The following is a 26,206-nucleotide window of genomic DNA, read 5'->3' as shown; positions in this document are numbered from 1 at the left end:
ATCTCCTTTTTAAAAACTTAAACCGATTCCCATTCCAAACTCTTTTGATGCTGTAACTGGCAATTTACCTTTTGGTGCAATTTCTCCAAAAATCACTTTTGCAGCTGCAATTTCCGCTTCTACTTCCTGTTCATAAGCGACTAAAATCGCATCTTCTTTGCCAAAAAATTTCAATGCATAAGGGATCCCAAATAGAATCAAAATTACTTTTTTATTTTCTCTATGTAAAGATTCTATAAATTTTGAAACTTCTTCTCGAACACCAAAATTATCGGTAAATATATTATTTAATCCATAAAGAGCAACTATCACTGTATCGCTATTTCGAACATCTGATAAAACCATTTTTTCATTTAAATTTTTAAATAAAATAGATTCGCTACCAGGCTTCAAACCCAAAGAAATAAATGCTACTAAATTATCTTTTGCAGCGATAAACGGTAACATTTGATTTTCATTTTTAACCAAAGTAACAGCATTATCAAAAATATCCTGTTTCAATTTCATGGCACCTTGAGAGTAAAACTCTTCCGGCCGAATATTTTCGTCGACAAATCTATTTTTGAAAAGCCCAATAGATTGTTTTGCAGACAATATTTTAAGCACTCTTCTATCAATTTCTGATTCTGCAATTGTTCCATTTTTCACAGCAACTTCGATCGCATCTACCCCTTGCTTTATATCTGCAATATTTTCATCTAGATGCGGCGGCTCGCCAAAACGATTCAATAAATCGCAAAAAAGCAAAATATCATTACCTGCTAAAAATGCTCTAACAGCAGTTTCACCCGCATTAAACGTTTTCCTAATACCACCCATTCTAAGTCCATCTGTTATAATCAATCCCTTAAATCCCATTTGATTTTGCAACAAATCGGTAACGATTAACGGAGAAAGAGATGTTGGCAAATTTGAATTTGAATCAAGAGCTGGAATATGCAAATGTGCTGTCATAACAGAAAAAACATTTTTTTTGAAAAGTTCTCGAAAAGTATAAAGCTCCATATTTTGAATCTCATTGTATGAAGAAAAAACAGTTGGAAGATCTAAATGCGAATCTAACACAACATTTCCATGACCTGGAAAATGTTTTATACAAGCCATAACTCCGTACTGCAACATACCTTGAATATACTCATATGCTTTAGCCACAACTACAATAGGATCTTCACCAAAAGAACGAATACCAATGACCGGATTTTGAGGATTATTGTTCACATCAACATCTGGCGCGAAATTGAGCTTAACTCCAAGCAACTTGCATTGTCGTCCTATTTCCATACCCATTTTATAAATCAAACTATTATCCCGCAGCGCACCAAGTGTAAAATTTTTAGGGAATTTAATTACATTTATCAGTCTCATTGATGGTCCCCATTCACAATCTTGAGCATATAAAAGTGGAATTTTAGAAATAGATTGGTAATAATTTGAAATTTTAATCTGACTTACAGGAGTTCCAGAAAAAAACATTATACCTCCTATATTATATTCCTTAATCAATCTTTCAATTGTGACCTTATCAAATGGATTTTCTGCAGGATAAGAAATAGCGCTAGTCATAAAAAGTTGCCCAATTTTTTCACGAAGCGTCATTGTCTGTAAAATAATTTGCGGCGACTGTGTATCAATATAAAAAAATCGATTATAAACAATTAAAGAAATTACCAAAAAAGAAAAAATCCAAATAAACTTTTTCATCTAAAATTCCTTAAATAAAAAAATACCACAAGAATTCTATAAACCATTTATTTAGCATAATTCATAATCGCTAAGCTTAACAAAACTAAAGCCCGAATTTATTAAATTCTCAATCGCTTCAGGAATACCTTCCCCAGAATCTCTTTCCGGACGGTTTGCGTGGGCAATTATTATAGAACCTACTTTAGCGGTAGAAAATGCAGCAATTACTTCTTGTTTTGAAAAAGTTGCCCCCCTATCACCAAGAACATCAAAACCTACAACTTCATACCCTAATTCATTCACAACTTCAACAGCAACATCATCATAAAACGCAGTTCCTGATCGATAAAATTTAGGTTTATGACCAATTAATTTCTCAAGCATAACGGCCGAATCTTCTACTTCTTCAATTATTTCTTCTATATTTTCAGTACCTTTTATACCGTACACGGAATTTCCATTTATTGAGCAAGGTCTATGGAGTGAGCCGTGATTTTGAAAATCGAAAAATGGATATTGCTGTAATCGTTTAAAATGCTCAGGGTGTTTTAAAATCCATTTAGTCGTAATAAAAAATGTAACAGGTATTTTTTTGCTAATTAAAAAATCAACAATTCGATTATCTAAGCTATCGCCTGCAGAACCACATGCATCCAAAGTTAAAGCTACAACTTTTTTGTTAGTATTCAAAAATTTCTTTACACCTTTAACGGTTTCAGACCACTCAGTTGGTTTCTTTATCGCAAGCTGCTCTAAAACCGTTTTATTTAGACACGCTAAATTTGTACTATAGAACATTATAATTAAGACAAACAATCTAATTTTCATCTAAACTCCTTTAAAAAAAAATTGCGCCAACTACTTCAATTTAAAAATTGAAAATAGTTAACGCAATAATTTAAAAACTTGTCCCTCGATACAATTAACTCAAAAATTATATTTTTTAAAAAACCACTAGGGACGGTAATTTAGTTTTGATCTGCCCGCGGAGAGTGTTTTTGTTTTAACAAAAATGTATCGCAACCTGCGAGCTCAATTTAGATAATTATTTAATTTTTTTAGAATTTTCCAAAATATCCATAGCTATCTTATTTAATATTTCTTTTGCGAAATCATAGTTATCAATCGCATGGTCGACATGATGTAAAAGTTCTGTATTTTTATCATTTTTAATACCTATGCATTTCATGCCAGCTTCTTTTGCAGCTTTAAACCCAAAAAGTGAATCTTCAAAAACCACACATTCATGCGGCTTAACATTTAATTGTTCCGCTGAGTATAAGAAAAGTTCTGGAGATGGTTTTGGGTTTTTTACATGTGATATATTAAACATCTTATTACCAAAAAAATTGGATAATTTCATTCTTTGTTCAATTTTTACAAAGGTGTCAGGATCGCAATTGGTTGCTATACAAGATGGGATATTATAAGACTGAAGCTGCATATGAAAAGATGTAAAACCTTGAATGAAATTTACACCTTTAGCAAACTCTGAAGCTGAATGTTTTTTACATTCCTCCATAAGTTCAATATGACTTTTTGACAAATTAAACATTTCTTTAAGTTGTTTAAAACATGCCTCTAAGCTAGTGCCGGACATTTTTTTGAAAACAACTTCTTCATGATGAGGGTTTAAAATAACATTATGATTTGTAAGAACTGATTTTATAGCTTCACCCCAAACATGTTCAGAATCCAAAATGGTTCCATCCATGTCGAAAATAATAGCTTTTATTTGATTTTTAAATTTCATATTTTATTACTCCCCCTAAAAAACTGTTCAAGCTTAATTGTCTTGAATTTATAATTTCGCATATTTTGATGATTTTTTACAATAAATTTGATAAAAATTGCAAATTTGCAATTTTCAGATGATAATTTTTTATACATATAACCTATCTTATATATTTCAAATAGAATGTCAAGGGTGTTTTTTACTAATTTTCGCAGTTTTATAAGTAAATTCAATATTTTTTAACTTTTAGATAATAAAAATGATAAAAAAATATTAATTCAGATTTAAAATGTTAAAATTATCTGGATATTTTTTAAATTAAAAAAATAAGGAAATTTAATGAGCATTAAACCTGATTCATGGATTCGCCAAATGGCTCTACAGCACGGCATGATCCATCCATTTCAAGACCGCCAAGTAAGACAATCAGAAACACAAGGACAAAATAAAATTGTCAGCTTTGGACTTTCAAGTTATGGATATGATATTCGCGTAGCAGATGAATTCAAAGTTTTTACCAATGTTTTTAACTCTATCGTAGATCCTAAATGTTTTACTCCTGAGTCTTTTATCGATATCAAAAAAGATGTCTGCGTCGTACCTCCAAACTCTTTTGCGCTTGCAAGAAGCATTGAATACTTTAAAATTCCACGTAACGTTTTAACCATCTGCCTTGGTAAATCAACATATGCAAGATGCGGAATCATCGTAAACGTAACCCCTTTTGAACCTGAATGGGAAGGACATGTAACAATAGAAATTTCAAATACAACCCCCCTCCCAGCCAAAATTTATGCAAACGAAGGAATCGCTCAAGTAATATTTTTTGAAGCAACTCAAGAGTGTGAAGTTTCCTATGCCGACAGAAAAGGCAAATATATGAAGCAAACAGGTGTAACTCTTCCTTGCGTGTAAAAAAGGATTTTTATGCATAAAAAATTAGATCCACTAAAAGATAATTTAAGTCTTGTCGAATTAGTGAGAATCAGCGGTAACGACCTTGATATAGTCAATGCAGCAAGAGTTTGCTATGGCCATCAAAGCGAAACAATAACAGACCGAGATGAAAAACTTATCAAATATCTACTTGTAAACAAACATACAAGTCCGTTCGAACACAACCAAATCAGTTTTAAAATAAAAGCGCCTCTTTTTGTAGTTCGACAGTGGATGCGCCATAGAGTCGGTGTAAGCTATAACGAAATTAGCGGAAGATATTCGGTTAGCCCTCTAGATTTTTACGTTCCACAGAAGCTGCGCACTCCCGATGCTGTGAATAAACAAGGCTCTAATGCTGCAGAATTAAAAAATGAAAAAGAGCTGCTTGCACAATACAAAAAAACTATAGAATCAAGCGCAAACACTTATAAAGAACTACTTGAAAACGGAGTTGCCCGCGAACTTGCGCGTTGCGTTTTGCCACTTTGCACTTACACAGAATTCATTTTTACATGCAATTTGGTATCGCTCATGCATTTTTTGAGCTTGCGACTAGATAAACATGCTCAATGGGAAATTCAACAATACTCTCAATCTATGCTAGATCTTGCCAAACCACATTTTCCAGTAAGTTTAGCTTTGTACGAAGAATTAAAAATAAATAACCAAATTTAAACAAAAAGGAACAATTATGAACTTAATGATTTTAGTTTCAATTTTATTTCCAGCACTTGGAGCTTTTTTTAACATCAAAAGGCTTATAACTATAAAACTAGCACTTATTTTATGCTTATTTTTAGCAAAAGGCGGCCAAATTCCTCTGTATTTTATTACCTTTGGAATCCCATCACTACTTGCAGCTATAACTTTTAGATACTCTATTTTTACCAACTTAAAGTATCAAAAAACAATCGATTTTTCACTTAGAGTTGCTCTTCCACTTGTCGCTATAATTTTATTTGCTATTCACCCGGTTGGTCAAAATGCAATTCCATACTCTTTTTACTGGTTTATTCCTATCGTACTTTATTTTGTAGGCAAAAAATCCACCCTTTTAACATCTTTAAGCAGTACTTTTGTAGCACATGCAGCAGGTAGTATTTTCTGGCTTTATAGCCTACCTACAATTAGCGCTTACTGGCTCCATTTGATCCCTGTAGTCGCACTTGAAAGAGCCTTAATAGTATTGGGATTAGTAATTACCTACAATTCACTAGTAGCATTAAAAAGAAAACTGTTAAAAAACCAGATTGCTTTTGTAAATTTTATGCGCTAAAATACGACTTAAAATATAAAAATTTTTATTTCATAAATTACGTAATTTAGAGGTTACAATGTCAATAACTTACCAACCAAGTAGAATCAAACGTAAAAGAAAACACGGCTTTAGAAAAAGAATGGCTACCAAAGACGGCCGTAAAATAATTAACAAAAGAAGAGCTAAAGGTAGAAAGCGATTAGCAGTCTAAAATTTAATCAATTATTTTCTTTTCACAAAAAAGAAATTTCTCAAGCTTTCGAATTAATCCGGGAAAGTTTTTACACTCCCGGATTAAAACTTTTAATAAGTGACAATCTTCAAAATATTCCCGGCGGCAAAATTCTGGTAATCATCTCAGGAAAAGTTGGAAACGCAGTCGAGCGCAACCTACTTCGAAGACAAATCCGATCAATATATTACGAAGAAAAACTTTATCTCAAACCCAAAGTTTCAATCATTATCCTAAACTCTCAAGCAAAAAAGCTAACCTTCGATGAAATCAAAAAGTTCCTTGTTGAACATCTCAAATAAAGTTCATTTAATCATTTCTAACATTCTGATATTTTGTATCGATTCAATAAGGCCACTTTTGGGCAATGTTGGAATGGTCTGCATTTATCCCGTAAGCTGCAGCGATTATGCCAAATTTATGCTCCAAAACAAATCTTTATTAATTTCTATTCCGCTTATTACCTTGCGAGTTTTGAGCTGTAACCCAATTACCGCAATTTTCTTGAAAATAAAAAATCGATTTTTCTCAAAATAATTACTCTAAAACTTCAAAATCTTCAATTTTTCGCTAAATACTATGTACAAACATAAAATTCAATAAAAAAGCTCATTTTTACACTTTTACCCCTCCACCAGTTGTCTTTATTAACTATTCGATTAAATTTATTTTTATATGAATACAGATAGTGAATATAAAATGAAGGTTATTTATGAAAAAGATATTAAAAATCGTTAAATTCGCCTTGCTTGGACTTTTAATTACAAGTTCGATGAATGCTGTCACTATTAAATTTAAAACATCTGATGGTGTTGAATTTGAAATGGATGAAAATAAAGCTAAACAATCCGGCGTAATAAAAAATATGATTGAAATTTCGGATCCCCAACAAGATCCAATATCACTTACAAATATAAAATCCGAGCAAATGAATTTATTAATGCCATGTTGGGATATAATTTCTAATTTTGTTCTATCCGAATCTGAAAAACATGAACAATTAATAACCAAAATAAAAAGCTATAATTTAGAACAACAAAGACAACTTTTGCTTGCTGTTAATTTTTTAAATATTCCTGAAATATTTAATGAAACAATTGACCAACTAAGTAACTCCCCAGAATTAATTGGGATGTTTCAGCAAAATCCACAATATTTTTCTGAAAAAGAAGAATTCAATCCCAAAACAAATTTCTTACCATTCGAATTGCGTAAACAACTTGCCAATAGAATTAAATCACAAATTTATTTATTTTCAGAATTAAAATTAGGAAAACGTGCAATTCTAGATGCAAAAATTGACAACAATATAATTATTCTTTCGTTTAGCGATCACACATATAAAGCTTGGAAAATCAATTCTAACAATACATTGCAACCAATAGAAATATATGGTCATGAAATGTTCAGAATCATGGTTCGAAATGGAACAATTGTTGCTTCATTAGGTTATAATGCTTACAGATTTTGGACAGTTAGCCCTGATGGCACTTTATCAGATCCACAAACCTTACAAATAGCCGGTCATAGAATCAATTATGCAAGGGCAACTAATGGCAATAGAATAATTTCCGTTAGATTGGATGATGATAACAATGATAGCTTTTTTATAATTAAACCCGACAATACATTGCAACAATTAAGAGTTGCTGTCCCTAATCATACCATCAATAAAACTTTCATAGACCACGAAATAATTATTGCAAAATTAGAAGATAATACTTACAGATTTTGGATAGTCAATCCCGATGGTACATTATCAGCTCCTCAAATCTTACAAGTAGATGGTCACAATATTTTAGATATAAAAATTAACAATGGAATAATTGCTGCAAAAATAGATGATCTAACTTGGAGTGTTTGGAATGTTAACAAAGATAGAACCTTATCTCGCCCTCAAATTTTAAATCGTGACATTTACGATTTAGAAATTAACAATGGAATAATTGTTGCAGAAATAGACATTGATGCTTTGGGGGTTTGGAAAGTTAATGAGGATGGAACTTTATCTAAATATCCTCAAAGTGTACTACAAGTAGATTTTCTAAATATAGCACTTAACCATGGAGTACTTGCAGTAAAACTAGTTGATCGTACTTGGCGTGTTTGGAAAATTAACGAGGACGGAACATTAACAAAGCATCCACAAATTTTACAAGTAGCTGGTCATAGCATTCAGCACATCGAAATTGGCAGTGAGATAATAATCGCAGAATTATATGACGATACTTGGAGCATATTCACTAATATCATTCCAACTCACAATTTCACATTAGAACAAGCACTGTTTATTAAGGCCTGTATACAAGAACCTGTAAATTTAGATTCAAATCCAGAAATTCAAAGAATTTTTAACTCTTTAACTGTAGAAACAAAAGATGTACTTGTTAAAAATGGTTTTGTTATTCCCACTCTAACCTATAGAATCACAAATTTCTTAGATGCCCACAAAGTACCCATTTTAATAGGAGGAACACTAGGATTAGGATTAGCAGGATATTACTTGTGGAGCAAATCTAAAAAAAGATAAATCCACATTCTTACATAATTTATAAGGGCGAATTTAAATTCGCCCTTTTCTTTTTACATTCCAAAATCTAAATTATTTATTTTCTCTTCAAAGTAAAATGTATCTGTAATTTCCAACTTTTTATAATTTACGAATTTTAAGCTGTTATCCAATTACCACAATTTTCTCAAAAATAACTGCTTTAAAAAGCTCCAATCTATTTGCAAACTCAAATTAATAAAGTAATCTTTCATAGATTTAATCTAAAAATCCCTGGTCTAAAAAACAAAAAAGGAAATCAAATGAAAAAATTTAATAAAAAGGCAAAAAGAATCCTGCTTGGAGTAACGGCAATTATAAGCTTAGTAAACATAGAAGCCGTAAAGTCATAACGCACCCGCAAAGCGGGTGGCTTGACGGCTTTTAGCAGTCTCAAAGACTGCCAGGTTTCTCAATTATTATTCAAAATTCTCCAGAAATTTCAAAATCTCGTACGTCTAATTGTTGTTGATGTTTAATATATGCGCTTATCTGAGCCTCTTCAAATCCAACTGTCGATACCGCATAACCTCTCGCCCAGAACCGCTCTCCATTGAAATTTCTTGTCCTTCCTCCAAATTGTCGCGCTACTGCTATTGCACTTTTTCCTTTTATATATCCTATTATCTCTGATACTGAATACTTTGGCGGTATTTTTATCAGCATATGTACATGATCTCCTGCCATATTGCCGTTTATAATTTCACATTCTCTTTGTCTTGCTAACTCATGAAATACTGGTCCCAGAAATTTTTTTATTTTCCCGTATAACTCTTTCTTCCTACATTTCGGTATAAATACAACATGATATTTGCACTCCCATTTCGAATGACTTAAACTTTCGTATGATGATGTCATCTTTATCTCCTTTTTAGCCGTCAAGCTTTAGGAAATATACCATGGCATCATCTTTTACTTAATCTTTAGGCCAAGCCTTGGTAGTCTCACTAGTCAAACTAGTGGTTTACCTTTCTTCAATTATTTGACCTAGAAAATCCTATTCACTTCCAAACAAATTCTCGAATCGATCGCATCACAACCAAAGGCAACATTGTTGCTGCCACCTTACAGATGCCTGGTAAAATGTGCAAAAACACAGGATGTATTTGGCGTATAAATCCCAATGGATCTTTATCTGAACCTAAGTTTTTACCAATAGTAGACTCTGCAGCTATTCAAATCAAAATTGACCAAGATATTATCATTGCAACGCTATGTAATCGCGGTATTGGATTCTCTTGGAGATTAATGGCAGATGGATCATTATCACAACCTAATATTTTAGAGATTCCTGCACATAAAATTAAATTTATAACTGCTAACAATGGAATCATTGTTACTTTATTAGACGACGACACTTGCAGAGTTTGGTTTCTAGATAGAAACGGTGTTTTATCAGCACCTAAAGTTTTACCAATAAAAAATGAAAAGATTTCAAAGGTAAATGTTTACAACAGAGTAATTATCGCAATAACAGACAAACATGAATGCGTTGCTTGGAAACTTAGCAATGAAGGGAACTTATCAGAGACTGGTCACTTACAACCCGGTCGAATACTTGATCGTTATGATCTTGTAAATGGAACCCTCTGTGTAAATTTTCAAAGAGATCAAAGAGATCCATTTTTATTTCTTACTGCTTGGGTAACAAACAAAGATGGCAAATTAATTGGTCCACAACCTTTATTCCCAGTAGAATTGTACGAGATTCGCGGTGTAATAATTAACAATGGAATAATTGCTGTTCTGCAAAAGGATGGAACGATCAAGGTATGGGGTGCAAATAAAGATGGAAATCTAGAATCAAAACAAGTTGTAAATCCAGAACCTCAACCCGTTGAGGATATTTTCATTAACCATGAAGTCATAGTTACCCTATCAAAGAATGGCACCGGAAATATTTTTCAAACTGATGAAAAAGGCGTATGGTCAAAAATACAAGATTTACGAGTAAATAATCATCAGATTATCCATGTCATAATTGGCGATAATCTTCTTATTGTTCAATTAGAAGATTATTCCTACCAAATGTTTTTACAAAAGGATATAAGAGATCCCTCTGAAATAATTGAGGATTAATTAGAACAAAAAGAAAAAAGACCAAACAAAAAAAGAAAAGGGCGAATTAAAAATTGCCCTTTTCTTTTTTTTGCTACATTACAAAATTCAAATTATTTATTTTCTTAAATTTAAAATTTATTTCTAATCAAACATACAATCAAATTTTATCCCTGATCAAGCTTATTTTCATGCATAAATAAAGGCAAAACTTGTTTAATAAAGCAAAGCATTGTATCCTATTCTTTGTAAAATTTTTATTTATTTGGGAAGGATTTTTAAATGCAAAACGAAAACGCTCCAGAAAGTAAAATAGAGACTACCTCAGTTTTACCTATCTCCATTGAAAAAGAGCTAAAAACGGCTTTCCTTGATTACGCAATGTCAGTTATTATAAGCCGCGCTCTACCAGACATTCGAGATGGTTTAAAACCAGTTCAGAGAAGAATTCTCTATGCGCTACACACACTTGGATATTACCACACAAAACCTTTCAGAAAATCTGCAACTGTGGTCGGAGAAGTAATGGGAAAATATCACCCACATGGTGACTCACCTATTTACCAAGCAATGGTAAGCTTGGTACAAACATTTTCAAAAAGATATCCATTACTTGAAGGCCAAGGAAACTGGGGATCCGTTGACGGAGACAACGCAGCTGCTATGCGATACACCGAAACAAGGATGGCCAAAATATCGCAAGAAGTACTATGTGATATCGAAAAAAATACTGTTCCATTTACCACAAACTATGACGAATCAATAAGTGAACCTACCATTCTCCCAAGTAAAATTCCTACTTTATTAATTAATGGAGCAACTGGAATCGCAGTTGGTATGGCAACATCCATCCCACCTCACAACTTGGGCGAAATTTTAAATGCAAGTATAGCTCTCCTAAAAAATCCAAATTTATCACAAGAAGAACTTTTCAATTTAGTACCCGCTCCAGATTTTCCAACAGGTGGAATTATTTGCGGACGTTCAGGAGTTGTAAAAGCTTACACAACAGGTCATGGCAATGTGATCGTGCGTGGAGTAGTAGATATTGAAGAAAATAAAAAACATCTCGCTTTAGTAATAACCGAGCTTCCTTACCAAGTAAATAAAGTAGAATTAATAAATAAAATCGCAGATCTTGTAAAAAATAAAATAATTGAAGGAATTTCAAACATCCGCGATGAATCTGACAAACGCGGAATCAGACTTGTTATCGAACTAAAACGAGCAGAAAGTCCTCAGATAATTTTAAATCAATTATACAAACATACAGATCTTCAAACATCTATTTCTATCCTTATGCTCGCGCTTTATCAAAACAAACCAACAATTTTTACATTGCGTGAAATGATTGAACATTACTTGCTTCATCGCAAAGAAATAATCACAAAACGCAGTGAATTCGATCTGGATAAAAACAAAGCACGTGAACATGTTTTAACCGGTTTATTAATTGCACTTGATAATATCGATGATGTAATAGTTTTGATCAAAAAATCACAAAATGCCGAAGAAGCGATTGCAGCATTACACAAAAAATATCATCTAACAGATTTGCAAGGTAAAGCAATCCTTGATATGCGCCTTCAAAGATTAACAGGTCTTGAAAAAGCAAAATTGATGAACGAAATCGAAGAAATAAAACAAACGATTTCGCAACTTCAATTGATTCTTAATAATGAAGAAGTTCTCAAAAAAGAAATTAACAAAGAACTTGAATATTTAAGAGACACTTACGCAGATAAACGTCTTTCAAAAATCGAAGCACCTGTTGATATTTTAAGCGAAGCAGACCTAATCCCCGATGAAGAAATGGTTGTAACTTTAACTAAAAAAGGCTACATCAAGCGAGTTCCTCTAAGCACTTATGATATTCAACATCGCGGTGGAAAAGGCAAAAAAGGAATGGCTGACTTAAGCGAAGCCGACGACTTAATGCAAGATATTTTTGTAACCAAAAATCATGACGAACTTTTATTCTTCACAAATCATGGAAGAGTTTACAGCTTCACAGTGTTCCAGGTTCCAGAAGGATCCAGAACATCCAAAGGCCGCGCTGTTGTCAACTTGTTACCGCTTGTAGAAGGCGAAACAGTTGTAAAACTTCTTTGCGTTCGCGGCATGGAAAACAAATTTTTGGTGATGGTAACAAAATTTGGAGTCATCAAAAAAACAAATGCTATGGCTTTTGCAAAAATCAGAAGTACAGGCATCAGAGCAGTCACTCTGGAAGATAAAGACGAACTTGAATTTTGTGCAGTCTCTGGCGGAAATGATTCAATAATTATCGCAACAAAATTTGGTCAGGGCATTCACTTCAAAGAAAGCGAAATTCGCGCAATGGGACGTCAAGCAATGGGAGTTCGCGGAATTAGATTAAAACCAAAAGATGAAGTCGTTGGTCTTGAAGTAATTTCTGACGCACAAAGCGATGTTTTATTTGCTACTTCAAATGGTTATGGCAAACGAGTAAAAGCGGTAGACTTCAGAGTCGCGCACCGTGGCGGAATGGGTGTAAGAACAATACCAACAGACCATCGCAACGGACATGTAATTGGTTTAGTACAAGTCTCAGATAATTCGACAATTATTTTAATCGACACCAATGGCAAAATTATTCGAATCGCACCTGACGAAGTACGTACAATGGGCAGACAAGCTAAAGGTGTTCGCCTAATCAGACTAGATGGCAACCAAGAATTACTTGCAGTTGTTGCATTTGAAACAGATGGAAACGAGCTAGTTTTAGAAATACCTACGAATCTAGAAACCTCTGCTCCGATAATAAACTCTACAATCGAAAATCTCGATGAAGATGAAAATGAAGAAATAATCGAAGAAGAGGATATTGAAAACTAAAACATGCAAATCGCAACACAAACATTGCTGCATCTTTCGCTGATTGAAGGTGTTGGACCAGCAACAATTTTCAAAATCTTAAATTATGTAAGAAAAGGGGATTTAAAAAATCCCCTTGATTTTTCGTCAGTTGAAGATTTCGATTTTGAAAAAATCTATTCTTTAAATGAAAATGATTTTTCACTTTTCAGAAACTTATCACAAAAACAAATAAACGTTATTATCGAAAAACTCAGTGATAAATCATTTTTAGAAAAAGAAATTAATCTGATCAAAGAAAATAAAATTTCATTGCATTCCATCTTCGATGCAAATTATCCAGCAAGTTTAAAAAATATCTTTTTACCTCCGCCAATCCTTTATACAAAAGGCAAACCCATTGAAGATAAAAATTTAAAACTTGCGATCGTCGGATCTCGCAAAGCTGGAAAATATGCAAAAAATGTAACCGATTATTTTGCAAAAGAGCTGGTATCACACGGATGGGAGATTGTAAGCGGTGGAGCTACGGGCGTAGATACAATGGCACATAAAGCAACTCTTGAAGCCGGAGGTAAAACAATTGTAGTTTTTGGTTGTGGTTTGCTTTGGACCTATCCAGCTGAAAATAAAAATTTATTTAAAGAAATAACAGAGAAAAACGGGACCTTGGTTAGCGCATTCCCGCTCACAATGGAACCAAACCTGACAACATTTCCAGCTCGTAACAGAATAATCGCAGGATTAAGCAATGGCACACTTTTAGTCCAAGCTGCAGAAAAAAGCGGTGCCAAAATCACAGCGCAATTTGCACTCGAACAAGGAAAAACTGTTTTTGCAGCTCCTGGGTCTATTTTTGATCCATTAAGCACCGGATGCCACCAATTAATAGCGCAAGGAGCAAAAATTGCTTGGAGCGTTGAATCAATTTTGGAAGATTTTGGATTTGTTATTCAAAAACCAAAAGTAAACAGTTTGGAAAAATCAAAAACTCCTATCGCAGAATCCAAAATCAAATTGAACTTATCAAATGAATCAAATAAAATATTACAAAACTTAACAGTAGCAACATCTATCGATGAATTAAATGCAAAAACGGAAATAGATTTTGCAACGCTTCAAAACGAACTTTTTTCGCTTCAGCTTGAAGGAATAGTAAAACAAAATTTCGCAGGATATTGGGAATTAATAAAATGAGTAAAGATATTTTATATTTAGGATCACAATCTTTTTCAAGACAGCTTCTTCTAAAAAATGCAAAAATAAATTATACAATTTTAAAGCATGATAGCGATGAGTGCGTACCGCATGCAAATCCAGAAGAATTTGAAAATTATGTAAGTGAAATCGCAAAAGAAAAAATGCGGCATCTGATTATCCCTGATAATTTATCCACCCATAAAGAAATATTTGTTTTAACTGCAGACACTTTAATCAAAAGCTGCAAAACAAATCAAATCCTTTCAAAACCAAAAGATATTAACGACGCAAAGAGAATGCTTCAAATCGAACGTGAAGAAGAAATAGAAATTGTTACCGCATGCTGTTTAGACAAAAAAGAATTTAACGAAAATATTTGGAATACAAAAAAAAGAATCATTTTTCACAGTTCAACTACCGCTGAATATTTTGTCCCTAAAAAATGGGAAGATTTTTACTTAACAACAGAACCGCTTGCTCTCAAAGGTTGTGGCGCTGCCATCGTTGAAGGAGTTGGGCAATGCTTTCTAAAATCAATCAGAGGATCTTACAGCTCTGCTGTCGGACTTCCAATGTTTGAGCTTTTAGAAAATTTAGAGAAAATGGGATTTGGATTTTAGTTAATCTGATCTTTAGTCGGATGCCAATTTTTGAGAATCTTTTCTAACAAAATTTCTTTAGAATCTACTTTATCTTCTAAACCTTTATTTAATTTTTTAAGAACTTCTAATTCCGCTTGATTAATACTAACCCACAAAGTTTTTGAATCTACATTAGAAATATTCAACTTTTTAAGTTCTGAAGATATATTTTCTTTTAAATTTAAATTTTTTTGCAAATCTGTTTTTAGCGTTTCATTAAGCGTATCTTCCAAAAAATCTAAAAAATCTAAAAAAGAAAGTTGCAACTCATCATTTCTAATTGCTGCTATTTTAGGATCCATTCCACGTAGCTCATTTCCAAGCCCTTTATCAACAGCATTTTTAATAAGCAACTTAACCTTTGTTCTTTCATTATTTAAAAGCCAGTCTATTAAATAAATAAGTTCAAATGATAATAGAAGACTAGAAGACATTTTATTAATTCCTAAAATAAAGTTTTTTAATTTTGCTTTTAGAAAATGTAGTCTACAATATTTTTTTAAATTTATCTGCTAGTTTTTTAAAATTATCTTCTATGCCTGCCGCTATGAGAACCGCGAGAATGGCCCCTATCCCTATGATGCCTATGCGAATCTCCATACCAATAACTACCATAAGGATAGTAGCCATATGGATACCCATACCATCCTGGATAACTTCCAACTCCAAAATATATTCCTACTCTTGGCTCAGAGTCTGACGATTCGCTTTCCACTTCCACCTGCTGCTCTTGTGCTTGTTGCTGAGTTTGCGAAATATATTTCATTTTTTCTATTATGCTTTGCCCAAAGCTGTCTAAGATAAACGTTCTAATATTTTCAGATGTCATTTGCTCAGGTCTAATATCTCTAGCAAGTGCCACCATCTTACCAGACGAGAAAAGCGCTATCGCTGGATAACCTTTAATTCCCAAATTATCTATCACAGATTTTAAATCTTTTTTCTCAATATTAACTTTGGTAAATAAAACCAAAGGCTCCTTTGCCGCTGCCATTTTAAATGATTCATCTTGTTGTGCTAATAAATCTTTATTTTTTGTAGATCCATCATAAATATATACAGCAACAAGATCATATTTTATCGAATCATAAAAATCTTGATTGCTTTCTATACTATATGATGTATTTGTTTTATTTTCTGTCGATTTTACAATTTTTGCTTTTGGAAAAATTGAATTATTAGATAAAACTACAAAAAACAAATAAAACAGCAAAAAAATCAGTTTTTTCATAATTTTGCCTTCATTACTACTCTCTTTTTATTTACTACCCCTTTTATAAATTTACTAATTGCATTCGTTTTTTATCAATATTTTTATCAAAAATTCAAAAAAACCCAATTTTAACAGGATAATTATTTTTTTAAATTGACAATCTGTAACCCGTTTTTTTAAGCTTAGTTCATAAGGGTTTAGTGTAGTAATGAAACCCTGTTTTTAATAAAAAGGAGTCTTTATGAACGGTTTTAAGAAAACGCTTTTAGCCTCAGGTTTATGTTTATCTCTTATCTCATCTAGTGCTATTGCTTACACGCACAAGGATAAGACAGAAAAATGTCCTGCTACTAATGGATATTGCCCAATGTCTGGGGATAAAACATGTAATTGTCCTAAGAAGGATGGAACTTGTTCTTGCCCTATGAAGAAAAAACATAAAAAAATGAAAGAAGAAAAAGACACCCAAACAGCAAGAAAACATGGGGTAGTGCATAGACAACATGAAAAAGAACGAGAACGTCAACATAAAGGTTCAATGATTAAACCTGAACCTTCACAAAAAGAAAGTAGTGAAGAAAGAGAAGGACATCTTGAATCAACAGGAATGGTAGAAGAAGGCGTTCAAGAGTAAAAAATAGTTAAGAAACTATTCCTTTAAACACCATAGCTGCAGACGACGATTGAAATACATCAAAGTCTGCGGTAAGCCAGGAGGAAATAAAACCTCCTGGCATTTTTATTTTTACTACATTTTCAATTTCGATATCTTTTTTATAATGTAAAAGCGATACAAAAGCGGCAGCTCCAGAACTACATGCCAAAGTGATTCCACATCCTCGTTCAAAAACTATCATATTATAAAAATTTTCCGCCACATTTTGCGGCCAAACAAATTCGACATTTGTTTTATTTGGAAAATTTGGATCTGTTTCTATTTTTGAACCATTCTTTTGCAGCCAATCAAGCGAAACTGTTTTAAAAACAATAAAATGAGGATTTCCAACATTTACAGAATATCCATTGAAAATTTCCTCATCGATTTTTATTGTTTTTTCTTCGATCGATATAGCTTTACCTACATTTGTAATTACTTGAGCAACATTATCTTTTAAAGAATCTATTTTACAATGAATTTTTTTCTTCCCCATCAAAACATCAAACTCTTTGGGAAATTTGTGCTGCGTAAAAAGATGACTTGCAACGCAGCGAATACCGTTAAAACAAACTTCTCCGTTTGAACCATCCGAATTGTAAATCAGAGCTTTTGGTATCGCACCGTTAACTAAAATCAAAATCCCATCTGCACCGATTCCAAAATGTCTATCACAAGAAGAGCGGACAAAGTTTGACCAATTTGAATCGGACAATTTTTGATCTACAAAATTCTGATTTTCCAACATCCAGTCAAGCAAGATAAAATCGTTTCCAAGAGATTGATATTTAAAAAAATTCATTTTAACAACTATTAAAAGTTAAATACTTTACTTAAATAGGCTCTTCCTGAATCTGCAAATAACACAACTGCAATATCTTTGTCGCTTAATTTTTTGCAATAATCCAAAGCTATATGCATAACAGCGCCACAACTAAGACCAACTAAAAATCCTTTTGCAGCAAGTTTACGTGTCATTGCAAAAACTTCATCATCATTAACTGTCAAAATTTGATCAATTACAGCACGGTTAAGCGTATCACTTATAACATCAACACCGATACCTTCTGATATGTAAGCTTTTGGATTTGGATTTGAAAGTTTTGAATTTTCAGCATCTATTCCGATTACTTTAATATTTGGATTTTGCTCTTTGAGATATTTTGCAGCACCTGAAATAGTTCCACAGCTTCCCATTGCAGCAAATAAATGTGTAATTTTACCTTCAGTTTGTTTCCAGATTTCAGGACCAGTTGTTAAATAATGTGCTTCTACATTTTTTTTGTTGAAATACTGGTTTGGCATAAAAGAACCTTCAATTTCTTCATGTAGCGTATCAGCCATTGAATGATAACTTCTAGGATCTTCTAAAGTATCTGTATTTTCGCAAATACGAACATCGGCGCCATAAGCTTTTAATGTATTTATTTTTTCGATACTTGTTCGATCAGGAACAGTGATAATAACTTTATAACCTTTTATGACACCAATCATAGCAAGTGCAATTCCCTGGTTTCCAGAAGATGCTTCGATGATTGTTCCACCCGGTTTTAAAAGACCTCTTTTTTCTGCATCTTCAATCATGTAAAGCGCAGATCGATCTTTTATACTTCCACCTGGATTCAAATATTCAAGCTTTGCAAGAAGAGTTGGGTTTGTTCCAAAATCCAACTTAATTATCGGTGTATTACCAATCGTTTCTAATAAAGTTTTAAATTTTAGCTCATTTTTCATAATTCTAACTCCATCCAAGTTATAAGTTATTATTACTATTTTGAAATTTTATCTATTTTTATATTTACAACTTTGCACTATTAGTTTTCAATTTTTTGCAGAATTTAGTTGCATTTTAGTAGTGTAATACCAATAATTGTTTTTATGAATTTTTTATTTCATTCTATAATGCTATAAATAAAAAAATTTAAAAAAACCTTAAAAATCTAAAAAAAGGGTCCCAAATGAAAAAAGTTCGAGTAAGATTTGCCCCATCCCCAACGGGAAAAATGCACCTTGGAAGTGTAAGAATTGCCCTATTTAATTATCTATTTGCAAAACAAAAAAACGGAAGCTTCATTTTAAGAATCGAAGACACGGATACCGAGCGCAACATGAACTCTGGAATAATCGAGAATTTGAACTTCTTAAATTTAACTTACGACGAAGGCCCTATCGTTGGAGGATCTTACGGACCATATTTACAATCAGAAAGAACTCATATTTACCAGGAAAAACTAGATGAATTAATACAAAATCAAAAAATTTACCGATGTTTTTGCACCCCAGAAGAACTAGAGACTAAGAAAAAAATACAACAATCAAAAGGTGAACCTCCAAGATACGACCGCACTTGCTTGCACCTTTCTGATGACATGATCAAACAAAAACTACAAGAAAAAAAGCCTTTTGTTTGGCGTTTAGCTATAAACCATGATGCCATAACAGAAATAAACACGCTCGACCGCGGAATAATGAAATTCGAACTCAAAAACTTTACCGATTTTGCCATCACTAGATCCGACGGAAGCTTTACATTTCTTTTCACAAATGCCGTTGATGATTGGCTTATGAAAGTTTCACATGTGATTCGAGGCGATGATCATTTATCCAACACAGCTATGCAAGCAGCTATTTACGAAGCTTTTGCCACATCTATGCCAATTTTTTGGCACTTACCAATGATCTGCAATGAAGAAGGTAAAATTTTATCCAAACGTGATTTTGGTTCATCTCTTGACGATTTAATAAAAGAAGGTTTTTTACCTCAAACAATTCTCAATTATCTAGCCGCAATTGGCACCTCGCTAAATCCTGAAGTGCAAAGCCTTGATGAACTTGTTTCAAATTATAATTTTGAACATATTCATGCATCAGGCGCAATCAAATACAATGTAGAAAAGTTAAAATGGTACAACCACAAATGGATAAATCTGCTTGATGAAAATCTTCTATTTTCTTACGCAAAACCATTTATTAATCTACAATTTCCTGAAAGTAACGCTTTGAGCGATGACAAACTTCTCTATCTTGTAAACAAAGTAAAAAACGACGCACAAACACTCAAAGAAATAGCTAACTTTTTATCCTTTTACTTTGAACAGCCAAAGGTATCTAAAGAAGAGCTCGAAAATTTCTTAGGACAAGAAAAATTAAAATCAGTTTTTGAAGTAATCATTTTATCGTTAAGCAAAACTGACAAAATAGACTTTTTAATCGAACAATTAAAACATCACGCAACTGAGCAAAATTTAAAAATAAAAGAAATTTTTGGAAGCGTACGTTATATGCTTACAGGGAAATTCCATGGCTTAGGCATGCATGACTTACTAAACATTTTAGAATGGGATGAGATTAAAAATAGAATAGACGCAGCGCTTAAAATATTAAATATTTAAATCTATAGCGGTTGCTATAGCAAGCAACCCTTTTTTAATTAAGCCAATATCCGGACTCATACTCTCCACAGAAGCTAACTCTGCTTTAACATCTTTGTCTTTAGGATGGTTATTATCTTGCGGTTCTATTCTATTAAAATATAAATGCGCACATAAAAAACTATACTTAATGGCCGCCAAAATATACGCCCTCATCTCTTGATTTTTTCTTAATTCAATCACTATCTCATCTTGGTTAAATACAATAGGCTTACCTTTTACAAGAGCTAAAGAACATAAGAAAGAATTTGTTTCAAAATCTTTATACAAAATATGAGAAAACTCATGAAAAATAATATATTTAAAAATTTTATAACTTGATCCTTTTTTTTGCTTGCAAATTACCATCTCTTTTAGATCTTCTATGTGAAAACCAGCAAAAGTATCCTTCAACTCATTTTGTAGATAAAAATTAATATCTTCTACCTTAAACCCCATCGCAATAGCAGCATCTTTGATAAATGCGCCTTCGGTTGGATAATCTTTAAGCTCGATCTTTTTTATATTCTTATTCCTTTTGTTAATATCTTTATCATAAGGTTTTTGAAAACTATGCCAATATTCGATCGCTTTCATTAGCTCTTCTTTTGTAACACTCCATGATTTAAACAATCGCTGCAAAATCTCTTTTTCCTGGTTATAAAATTTCAATTCCCAAAAATCATATAATTCTTTGTTATCTTTTGCTTTACCATTTTTTAAAATTATAGAATTTTTAGGTGCAATTTTTTGTCCCAAATTTTCTTTAATTAAATCGCTAAAAGCATCCGTACCAGGAATATAAGATAATTCTGATTTCGATGATTCTTTAGAAGCAGCAGTTTGCTGCAAATCTGTTGCATCTTGGGAAAAGATGAAAGAAAAATAAAAAAGAGGTAAAACGACAAAAAGTTTGAAAATCTTAGTCATTAGAAATCCCCACGAATATTAATAATAAACTTAACTTTAGCTTTCATGAAAAAGAAACAATTTTCAAGTGGGTATTGAAGCCTTTTTAGCTATTTCACAACTGAAAATAAAGCCCCTTAAAATAGCCAAAAACTCTAATAAAAATTAATAGCAACCTTTAAAAAGAATGCAAATAGAAAAGATTGCAGTTTACCTTCGATTTGGCAACGGTTTGGAAGTGATTTAAACTCTAAAATAATTCCCTAAATATTAAAATCTAAGAATGTCGCCACCGCTAACAATCCTTTTTTAACTAATCCAAAATCTGGACTCATGCTTTCCACATAAGCTAATTCCTTTTGTACTTCTTCATTTTTAGGATAACACTCACCTTGAAGTTCTTCTCTATTAAGATATAAATGGGTATATAAAAAGCTATATTTAATAGCAGCTAAAATATATGCTCGCATTTCTTGGTTTTTCCTAAGTTCATTAACTATCGGATCTTGCCCATTGAGATCTTTGAGTGATTTTCCTTTTACAGAAGCTAAGGAACACAAAAAGGAAAGAGTTTCGAGATCTTTATACAAAATGTGAACAAACTCATGGAAAATAACATATTTAAAAATTTTTTTACTCGTCTCTTTCGACATTTTGCAAATTGTAAGTTCGATTAAATTTTCTATTCGAGCGCCTTCAAAAATGCATCGCAAATCGTTCCGTAGATAAAAATCAATATCTTCTACTTTAAATCCCATATCTGTGACCACATCTGTGATAATTGCAAATTCGACAGGATAACTTTTTAAGTCAATTCTTTTTAAATTTTTATCGTTTTTATTACCATTTTTTTCTATAAATTTTTGATTAAAATGCCAATCACATATTGCTGAAAATAAATCATCTTTAGTTACAGACCATGATTTAAACAATCGCTGTAAAATCTCTTTTTCTTGATTATAAAATTTCAATTCCCAAAAACCGTACAACTCTTTGTTGTCCTTTGCTTTACCCGAAGTAAGCGTTATTGGCTGCTTTGAAGTGACGTCTTCTCTTCCCAAAGATTCTTTAACTAAATCGCTTAAAGCATACGATCCTGGAATATAACCAAATTCTAAAAGCGAAGGAGCTTTAGAAAAAATAAAAGAAAAATAAAAAGATGAAAAAACTAAAAATTTAAAAACCTTAACCATTAAAAATCTCCTCTAATTTAAAAAAATCGCTTTTAAAAAACTCAAACTACTTACAATTTACCTTCGATTTGACAACGGTTTGGGAGTGCTTTGAATTCCCAAATTATCCCCTCTTTTTGCAAAAGTTGCATTAAATAAACAAACTCTTGCTCATAGTCGGGTGCAACAAAGAATTCCATAAGATTGTTAGGCGCATCCAAAGTCCGGTCAAAAACCCAGTTATTCTCGCTGCGACAAGTTCCCGTAACCATCCAAATTTTATCTCGAGTTGCGGTGGCCTGATAATATTTGCAGAACATAATATTTATTAATCCTTAACCAAATAAAAAAGGCCTAAAATTTAGGCCTTTTAATTGAAAATTTACTTATTTTTATTTTGCCATTGCTCGCAATTTTGCAATTCGTTTTTCCATTGGGGGATGTGTTGAAAATAATGCGATCAAACCTGAAGCAGAAAATGGATAAACTATGAACAAACTAGCAACGCTTGCTTGCGCTGTTGATTCTGGTTCTAAGTGCTGATTTTGCGCACTAAAATGAAGCCTTTCAAGAGCTGATGCAAGAGCAAGCGGATCTTTACAAGCTTCGGCGCCGGTTTCATCAGCCAAATATTCGCGGGATCTTGAAATAGCAAGCTGAATGAGCATCGCTGCTAGCGGCATAATAATCGCTGCAACTAAAGCTCCTAAAACTCCGCCATTTGATTTTTCTCTATCAGAAGACCCACCAAATATTGCTGCCCATTTGACCATGTTTGCAAGAAAACCAATTGCAGTTGCGATCGTTGCTGCGATAGTTGCTACTAAAATATCACGATTTTTTATATGAGAAAGCTCATGAGCAAGAACACCGCGAAGTTCGTGAACATCTAAAATATCCAAAATTCCCTGAGTAACTGCGACGGATCCGTGCTTAGGATTTCGTCCGGTAGCAAAAGCATTCGCCATAGATGTTGGAAGATACCAAAGCTTTGGCATTGGAATATGCATTTCCATTGATAATTCATGAATCATATCGTAAATGTGGGAATATTGTTCCTCATCTAGCTTTTGCGCGCCATACATGCTCAAAACAAGTTTGTCAGAGAAAAAGTAGGTCAAGAAATTCATAAGAAGTGATAGAATTAATGCAAAGTAAATTCCGTTTGTTCCACCAACCCAAAAGCCAAACAATACTAAGACACTGCTTAAAGATGTAAGCAAAATAACTGTTTTAAATTGATTCCAAAACATTTAAGCTCCTTTTGATTTAAAAATTATAGAAATGAACTAATAAATTAGGACTCTTAATTTCGATTTTTATACTATCATGAATATATTGATTTTATTCATTATAGTCAATTTCCCACTCGTCTTCTTCACTCAAATTGCTATCTGAATTTTTGATTCCCTGCTTTTTATTAATTTCTTGATTTAAATCGCCAGAAAATTCTTTTTTATGCTTCTCTTCTTCCACCGTTGTCGACTTCAAAGCGCTCCTTTTTTTAATAGCTTGAAGTTCACTTACCTGATTTTTTATCTGTTTTTTATAATCAAAATTTTCTTGTTCAAGTTGATTTTGAGTATCCACAAACAGCTTATTCATTTCTTCTTGTAGCTTTTGTATCTTTTTTTGCAACTTTAAAATCATCTCCACGCCAGAAATATTTATTTTCAGTTTATGTGTAAGATAGATTATCTCTTCAAGTTTATCGATATCCTCTTCTGAAAAAAGACGGGTATTGCCGGTCGACCTCTTTGGTATAATCAAACCCTCTTTTTCGTAAAGTCGGATTGTTTGCTGATGCACAGAAAACATTCTCGAAACCACCGAGATCGAAAAATATCCTTTTTTTCTTTTCATTAAAAAATCTCTCCTTATTTTTTCAAAACAACAAGAAATGCTTCCTGAGGAAGTTCAACATTTCCTACTTGTTTCATCTTCTTCTTACCCTCTTTTTGCTTCTCAAGTAATTTACGTTTTCTTGTTATATCACCACCGTAACATTTTGCGATAACATTTTTTCGCATAGCTGTTACAGTTTCTCTTGCAATAATTTTTGCACCGATTGCAGCTTGAATTGCAACTTCGAACATATGACGCGGAATAACTTGGCGCAATTTTTCGACCAATTCTTTTCCAAGTCTGTATGCTTTCTCTTCGTGAACAATAACAGAAAGAGCATCCACCGGTTTACCATTTAACATGATATTCATCTTTACAAGCTCAGCTGGTTGATAAGTTAAATTGTCATAATCAAAACTAGCATAACCAGCACTGTAAGATTTCAACTTATCGTAAAAATCCGTGATGATCTCATTTAATGGAAGCACATATTTCAAAATAACCCTATCTTCATCTAGATAAGTCATATCTTTTTGAATGCCACGTCGCTCTTCGCAAAGTTGTAGTAAGCTACCCAAATATTCTTTTGGTGTAATAATCGTAGCATCTACTACAGGTTCATAAATTTCATCTATTTTTGTAGTTTCAGGAAAGTTTGCTGGATTATCGATAACCATCTCTTCTTCACTTGTCAATCGAATACGATACGGAACGGTTGGGGAAGTGGTAATAATTAAAATATTATATTCTTGCTCCAAGCGCTGCTTGAAAACATCCATATGAAGCAAACCAAGAAATCCGCATCGGAAACCGATTCCAAGAGCCACTGAACTTTCTTTTTCGACATGTACACTTGCATCGTTTAAAGTTAATTTTTCAATCGCATCACGCAGATTTTCATAATCTGAAGCTTCTATTGGATAAAGCCCAGCATAAACCATCGGTTTTGCAGGTTTAAAACCAGGAAGAGGTTTTACAGGATGTTTTTTTAAATAAATTGTATCACCAACTCGCGCCTCTTTGACCGTTTTCATACCTGCTATCAAAAATCCCACTTGCCCTGTGTAAAGCGCACCGGTTGGGGTTAACTCTGGATACATCAAACCAATATCCAAAACTTCATATTCCTGATCTGTATTTGCAGATACAATGAAATCGCCTTTTTCCAAAGAACCATCAATAACTTCTATCAAACAAACAACACCACGATATTCATCAAACCATGAATCAAAAATCAATGCTTTTAATGTTTTATTTTCATCACCTTTTGGCGGAGCAATTCGCTCGATGATGGCAGGAAGGAGTTTATCCATTCCAAAACCAGTTTTTGCAGATGTCAAAATTAATTCTTCTTCATGTACATCAAACGCTTTCTCCATTTGTTTTGCAACTCTTTTTGGATCTGCATTTGTCATATCTACTTTATTAATAACAGGAATGATTGTCAGATCTTGATCAAAAGCTAAAAAGAAATTTGCCATCGTTTGCGCTTGAATTCCCTGCGCAGCATCAACAAGTAGCAATGCTCCTTGACAAGCATAAAGGGATCTTGAAACTTCGTAACTAAAATCAACGTGACCGGGAGTATCAATCAAATTTAAAAGATATTTTATACCCTTATGTTCATAAAAAAGAGATGCTGTTTGAGCTTTAACGGTAATTCCGCGCTCTCGCTCAACTTGCAGTTTATCCAAAAATTGTTCCTGCTTTTGTCTATTTGAGATCGTTCCAGTAATTTCGAGCAATCGATCTGCAAGAGTCGATTTTCCATGATCAATATGAGCAATAATGGAAAAGTTTCTAATTTGATCCGGTTTGAATTCTTTTAAATTTATATCTTTTATATCCATAAATCTTTTCTAGCTTTAAA

General features: G+C 32.8%; 27 protein-coding genes. 13 read left to right on the top strand and 14 right to left on the bottom strand.

Translation table 11 applies throughout. The annotated features are described in order from the left end of the window. Positions 1-9 precede the first annotated feature (9 nt). The 3 genes from DEA20_05020 to DEA20_05010 form a co-directional block, all read right to left on the bottom strand. A complete protein-coding gene (locus tag DEA20_05020; GenBank protein ID HBS48529.1) occupies positions 10-1,701 on the bottom strand; it encodes a hypothetical protein in 1,692 nt (563 codons plus the stop codon). Between the two features lie 51 nt (positions 1,702-1,752). After that, a complete protein-coding gene (locus DEA20_05015) occupies positions 1,753-2,511 on the bottom strand; it encodes a polysaccharide deacetylase (protein HBS48528.1) in 759 nt (252 codons plus the stop codon). Positions 2,512-2,728: 217 nt separating this feature from the next. Continuing rightward, on the bottom strand, positions 2,729-3,436 hold the full coding sequence (locus tag DEA20_05010; protein HBS48527.1) for a hypothetical protein: 708 nt from the start codon (positions 3,434-3,436) through the stop codon (positions 2,729-2,731). Positions 3,437-3,757: 321 nt separating this feature from the next. Here DEA20_05010 and DEA20_05005 point away from each other — a divergent pair, with 321 nt between their 5' ends. The 7 genes from DEA20_05005 (at position 3,758) to DEA20_04975 (ending at position 8,377) form a co-directional block, all read left to right on the top strand. Continuing rightward, the gene (locus tag DEA20_05005; protein HBS48526.1) at positions 3,758-4,333 is read left to right on the top strand and encodes a dCTP deaminase; all 576 of its coding nucleotides are present in this window, start codon (positions 3,758-3,760) and stop codon (positions 4,331-4,333) included. Positions 4,334-4,345: 12 nt separating this feature from the next. Beyond that, positions 4,346-5,032 (top strand): FAD-dependent thymidylate synthase, encoded by a 687-nt coding sequence (gene thyX, locus DEA20_05000; GenBank protein ID HBS48525.1) that lies wholly within the window; start codon positions 4,346-4,348, stop codon positions 5,030-5,032. Between the two features lie 16 nt (positions 5,033-5,048). Next, positions 5,049-5,633 (top strand): hypothetical protein, encoded by a 585-nt coding sequence (locus DEA20_04995; protein HBS48524.1) that lies wholly within the window; start codon positions 5,049-5,051, stop codon positions 5,631-5,633. A gap of 58 nt (positions 5,634-5,691) precedes the next feature. Beyond that, positions 5,692-5,826: a 50S ribosomal protein L34 gene (locus DEA20_04990; protein ID HBS48523.1), complete on the top strand. Its 135-nt coding sequence runs from the start codon at positions 5,692-5,694 to the stop codon at positions 5,824-5,826. Beyond that, complete coding sequence (gene rnpA / locus DEA20_04985) at positions 5,814-6,149, top strand: ribonuclease P protein component (GenBank protein HBS48522.1); 336 nt, start codon at positions 5,814-5,816, stop codon at positions 6,147-6,149. The genes DEA20_04990 and rnpA overlap by 13 nt, the downstream gene beginning before the upstream one ends. Further along, on the top strand, positions 6,112-6,384 hold the full coding sequence (locus DEA20_04980; protein ID HBS48521.1) for a membrane protein insertion efficiency factor YidD: 273 nt from the start codon (positions 6,112-6,114) through the stop codon (positions 6,382-6,384). The genes rnpA and DEA20_04980 overlap by 38 nt, the downstream gene beginning before the upstream one ends. A gap of 175 nt (positions 6,385-6,559) precedes the next feature. Continuing rightward, entirely contained in the window at positions 6,560-8,377 is a 1,818-nt protein-coding gene (locus DEA20_04975) for a hypothetical protein (GenBank protein HBS48520.1), read from the top strand. A gap of 441 nt (positions 8,378-8,818) precedes the next feature. Here DEA20_04975 and tnpA read toward each other — a convergent pair whose 3' ends face one another. Beyond that, positions 8,819-9,253 (bottom strand): IS200/IS605 family transposase, encoded by a 435-nt coding sequence (gene tnpA / locus DEA20_04970; GenBank protein HBS48519.1) that lies wholly within the window; start codon positions 9,251-9,253, stop codon positions 8,819-8,821. Between the two features lie 213 nt (positions 9,254-9,466). On the opposite strand from tnpA, the gene DEA20_04965 reads away from it, so the two are divergent. From DEA20_04965 to DEA20_04950, 4 genes are all read left to right on the top strand, one after another. Further along, positions 9,467-10,474: a hypothetical protein gene (locus DEA20_04965; protein ID HBS48518.1), complete on the top strand. Its 1,008-nt coding sequence runs from the start codon at positions 9,467-9,469 to the stop codon at positions 10,472-10,474. 261 nt (positions 10,475-10,735) lie between these two features. Beyond that, positions 10,736-13,312, top strand: a complete 2,577-nt coding sequence (locus DEA20_04960) for a DNA gyrase subunit A (GenBank protein HBS48517.1) — start codon at positions 10,736-10,738, stop codon at positions 13,310-13,312. 3 nt (positions 13,313-13,315) lie between these two features. Next, a complete protein-coding gene (dprA, locus tag DEA20_04955) occupies positions 13,316-14,488 on the top strand; it encodes a DNA-protecting protein DprA (GenBank protein HBS48516.1) in 1,173 nt (390 codons plus the stop codon). Further along, positions 14,485-15,111, top strand: a complete 627-nt coding sequence (locus DEA20_04950) for a hypothetical protein (protein ID HBS48515.1) — start codon at positions 14,485-14,487, stop codon at positions 15,109-15,111. The genes dprA and DEA20_04950 overlap by 4 nt, the downstream gene beginning before the upstream one ends. Here DEA20_04950 and DEA20_04945 read toward each other — a convergent pair. Further along, positions 15,108-15,566: a hypothetical protein gene (locus DEA20_04945; protein ID HBS48514.1), complete on the bottom strand. Its 459-nt coding sequence runs from the start codon at positions 15,564-15,566 to the stop codon at positions 15,108-15,110. The genes DEA20_04950 and DEA20_04945 overlap by 4 nt on opposite strands. Positions 15,567-15,658: 92 nt before the next feature. Continuing rightward, a complete protein-coding gene (locus DEA20_04940) occupies positions 15,659-16,363 on the bottom strand; it encodes a hypothetical protein (protein HBS48513.1) in 705 nt (234 codons plus the stop codon). A 223-nt stretch (positions 16,364-16,586) separates the two neighbouring features. On the opposite strand from DEA20_04940, the gene DEA20_04935 reads away from it, so the two are divergent. After that, positions 16,587-16,979: a hypothetical protein gene (locus DEA20_04935; protein ID HBS48512.1), complete on the top strand. Its 393-nt coding sequence runs from the start codon at positions 16,587-16,589 to the stop codon at positions 16,977-16,979. A 7-nt stretch (positions 16,980-16,986) separates the two neighbouring features. Here DEA20_04935 and dapF read toward each other — a convergent pair whose 3' ends face one another. Both dapF and DEA20_04925 read right to left on the bottom strand, forming a co-directional pair. Continuing rightward, positions 16,987-17,802: a diaminopimelate epimerase gene (gene dapF / locus DEA20_04930; protein HBS48511.1), complete on the bottom strand. Its 816-nt coding sequence runs from the start codon at positions 17,800-17,802 to the stop codon at positions 16,987-16,989. 11 nt (positions 17,803-17,813) lie between these two features. Then, positions 17,814-18,734: a cystathionine beta-synthase gene (locus tag DEA20_04925; GenBank protein ID HBS48510.1), complete on the bottom strand. Its 921-nt coding sequence runs from the start codon at positions 18,732-18,734 to the stop codon at positions 17,814-17,816. A gap of 224 nt (positions 18,735-18,958) precedes the next feature. Between DEA20_04925 and DEA20_04920 the strand changes: the two genes are divergently transcribed. Beyond that, complete coding sequence (locus DEA20_04920) at positions 18,959-20,392, top strand: glutamate--tRNA ligase (GenBank protein ID HBS48509.1); 1,434 nt, start codon at positions 18,959-18,961, stop codon at positions 20,390-20,392. Here DEA20_04920 and DEA20_04915 read toward each other — a convergent pair. From DEA20_04915 to DEA20_04890, 6 genes are all read right to left on the bottom strand, one after another. Next, complete coding sequence (locus tag DEA20_04915; GenBank protein ID HBS48508.1) at positions 20,381-21,340, bottom strand: hypothetical protein; 960 nt, start codon at positions 21,338-21,340, stop codon at positions 20,381-20,383. The two genes, DEA20_04920 and DEA20_04915, sit on opposite strands and share 12 nt — an antisense overlap. 242 nt (positions 21,341-21,582) lie before the next feature. Then, on the bottom strand, positions 21,583-22,512 hold the full coding sequence (locus DEA20_04910) for a hypothetical protein (protein HBS48507.1): 930 nt from the start codon (positions 22,510-22,512) through the stop codon (positions 21,583-21,585). 50 nt (positions 22,513-22,562) lie between these two features. Further along, positions 22,563-22,811, bottom strand: a complete 249-nt coding sequence (locus DEA20_04905) for a hypothetical protein (protein HBS48506.1) — start codon at positions 22,809-22,811, stop codon at positions 22,563-22,565. A 72-nt stretch (positions 22,812-22,883) separates the two neighbouring features. Continuing rightward, positions 22,884-23,744 (bottom strand): protease HtpX, encoded by an 861-nt coding sequence (locus DEA20_04900; protein ID HBS48505.1) that lies wholly within the window; start codon positions 23,742-23,744, stop codon positions 22,884-22,886. Between the two features lie 91 nt (positions 23,745-23,835). Beyond that, positions 23,836-24,354: a hypothetical protein gene (locus tag DEA20_04895; GenBank protein ID HBS48504.1), complete on the bottom strand. Its 519-nt coding sequence runs from the start codon at positions 24,352-24,354 to the stop codon at positions 23,836-23,838. Positions 24,355-24,368: 14 nt separating this feature from the next. After that, on the bottom strand, positions 24,369-26,186 hold the full coding sequence (locus DEA20_04890) for an elongation factor 4 (protein ID HBS48503.1): 1,818 nt from the start codon (positions 26,184-26,186) through the stop codon (positions 24,369-24,371). Between the last annotated feature and the right edge of the window lie 20 nt (positions 26,187-26,206).

It is taken from the genome of Candidatus Dependentiae bacterium (genome assembly GCA_003511165.1).
Taxonomy (GTDB): domain Bacteria; phylum Babelota; class Babeliae; order Babelales; family UBA12411; genus UBA12411.
This window is presented reverse-complemented; position numbering and strand designations above follow the sequence as displayed.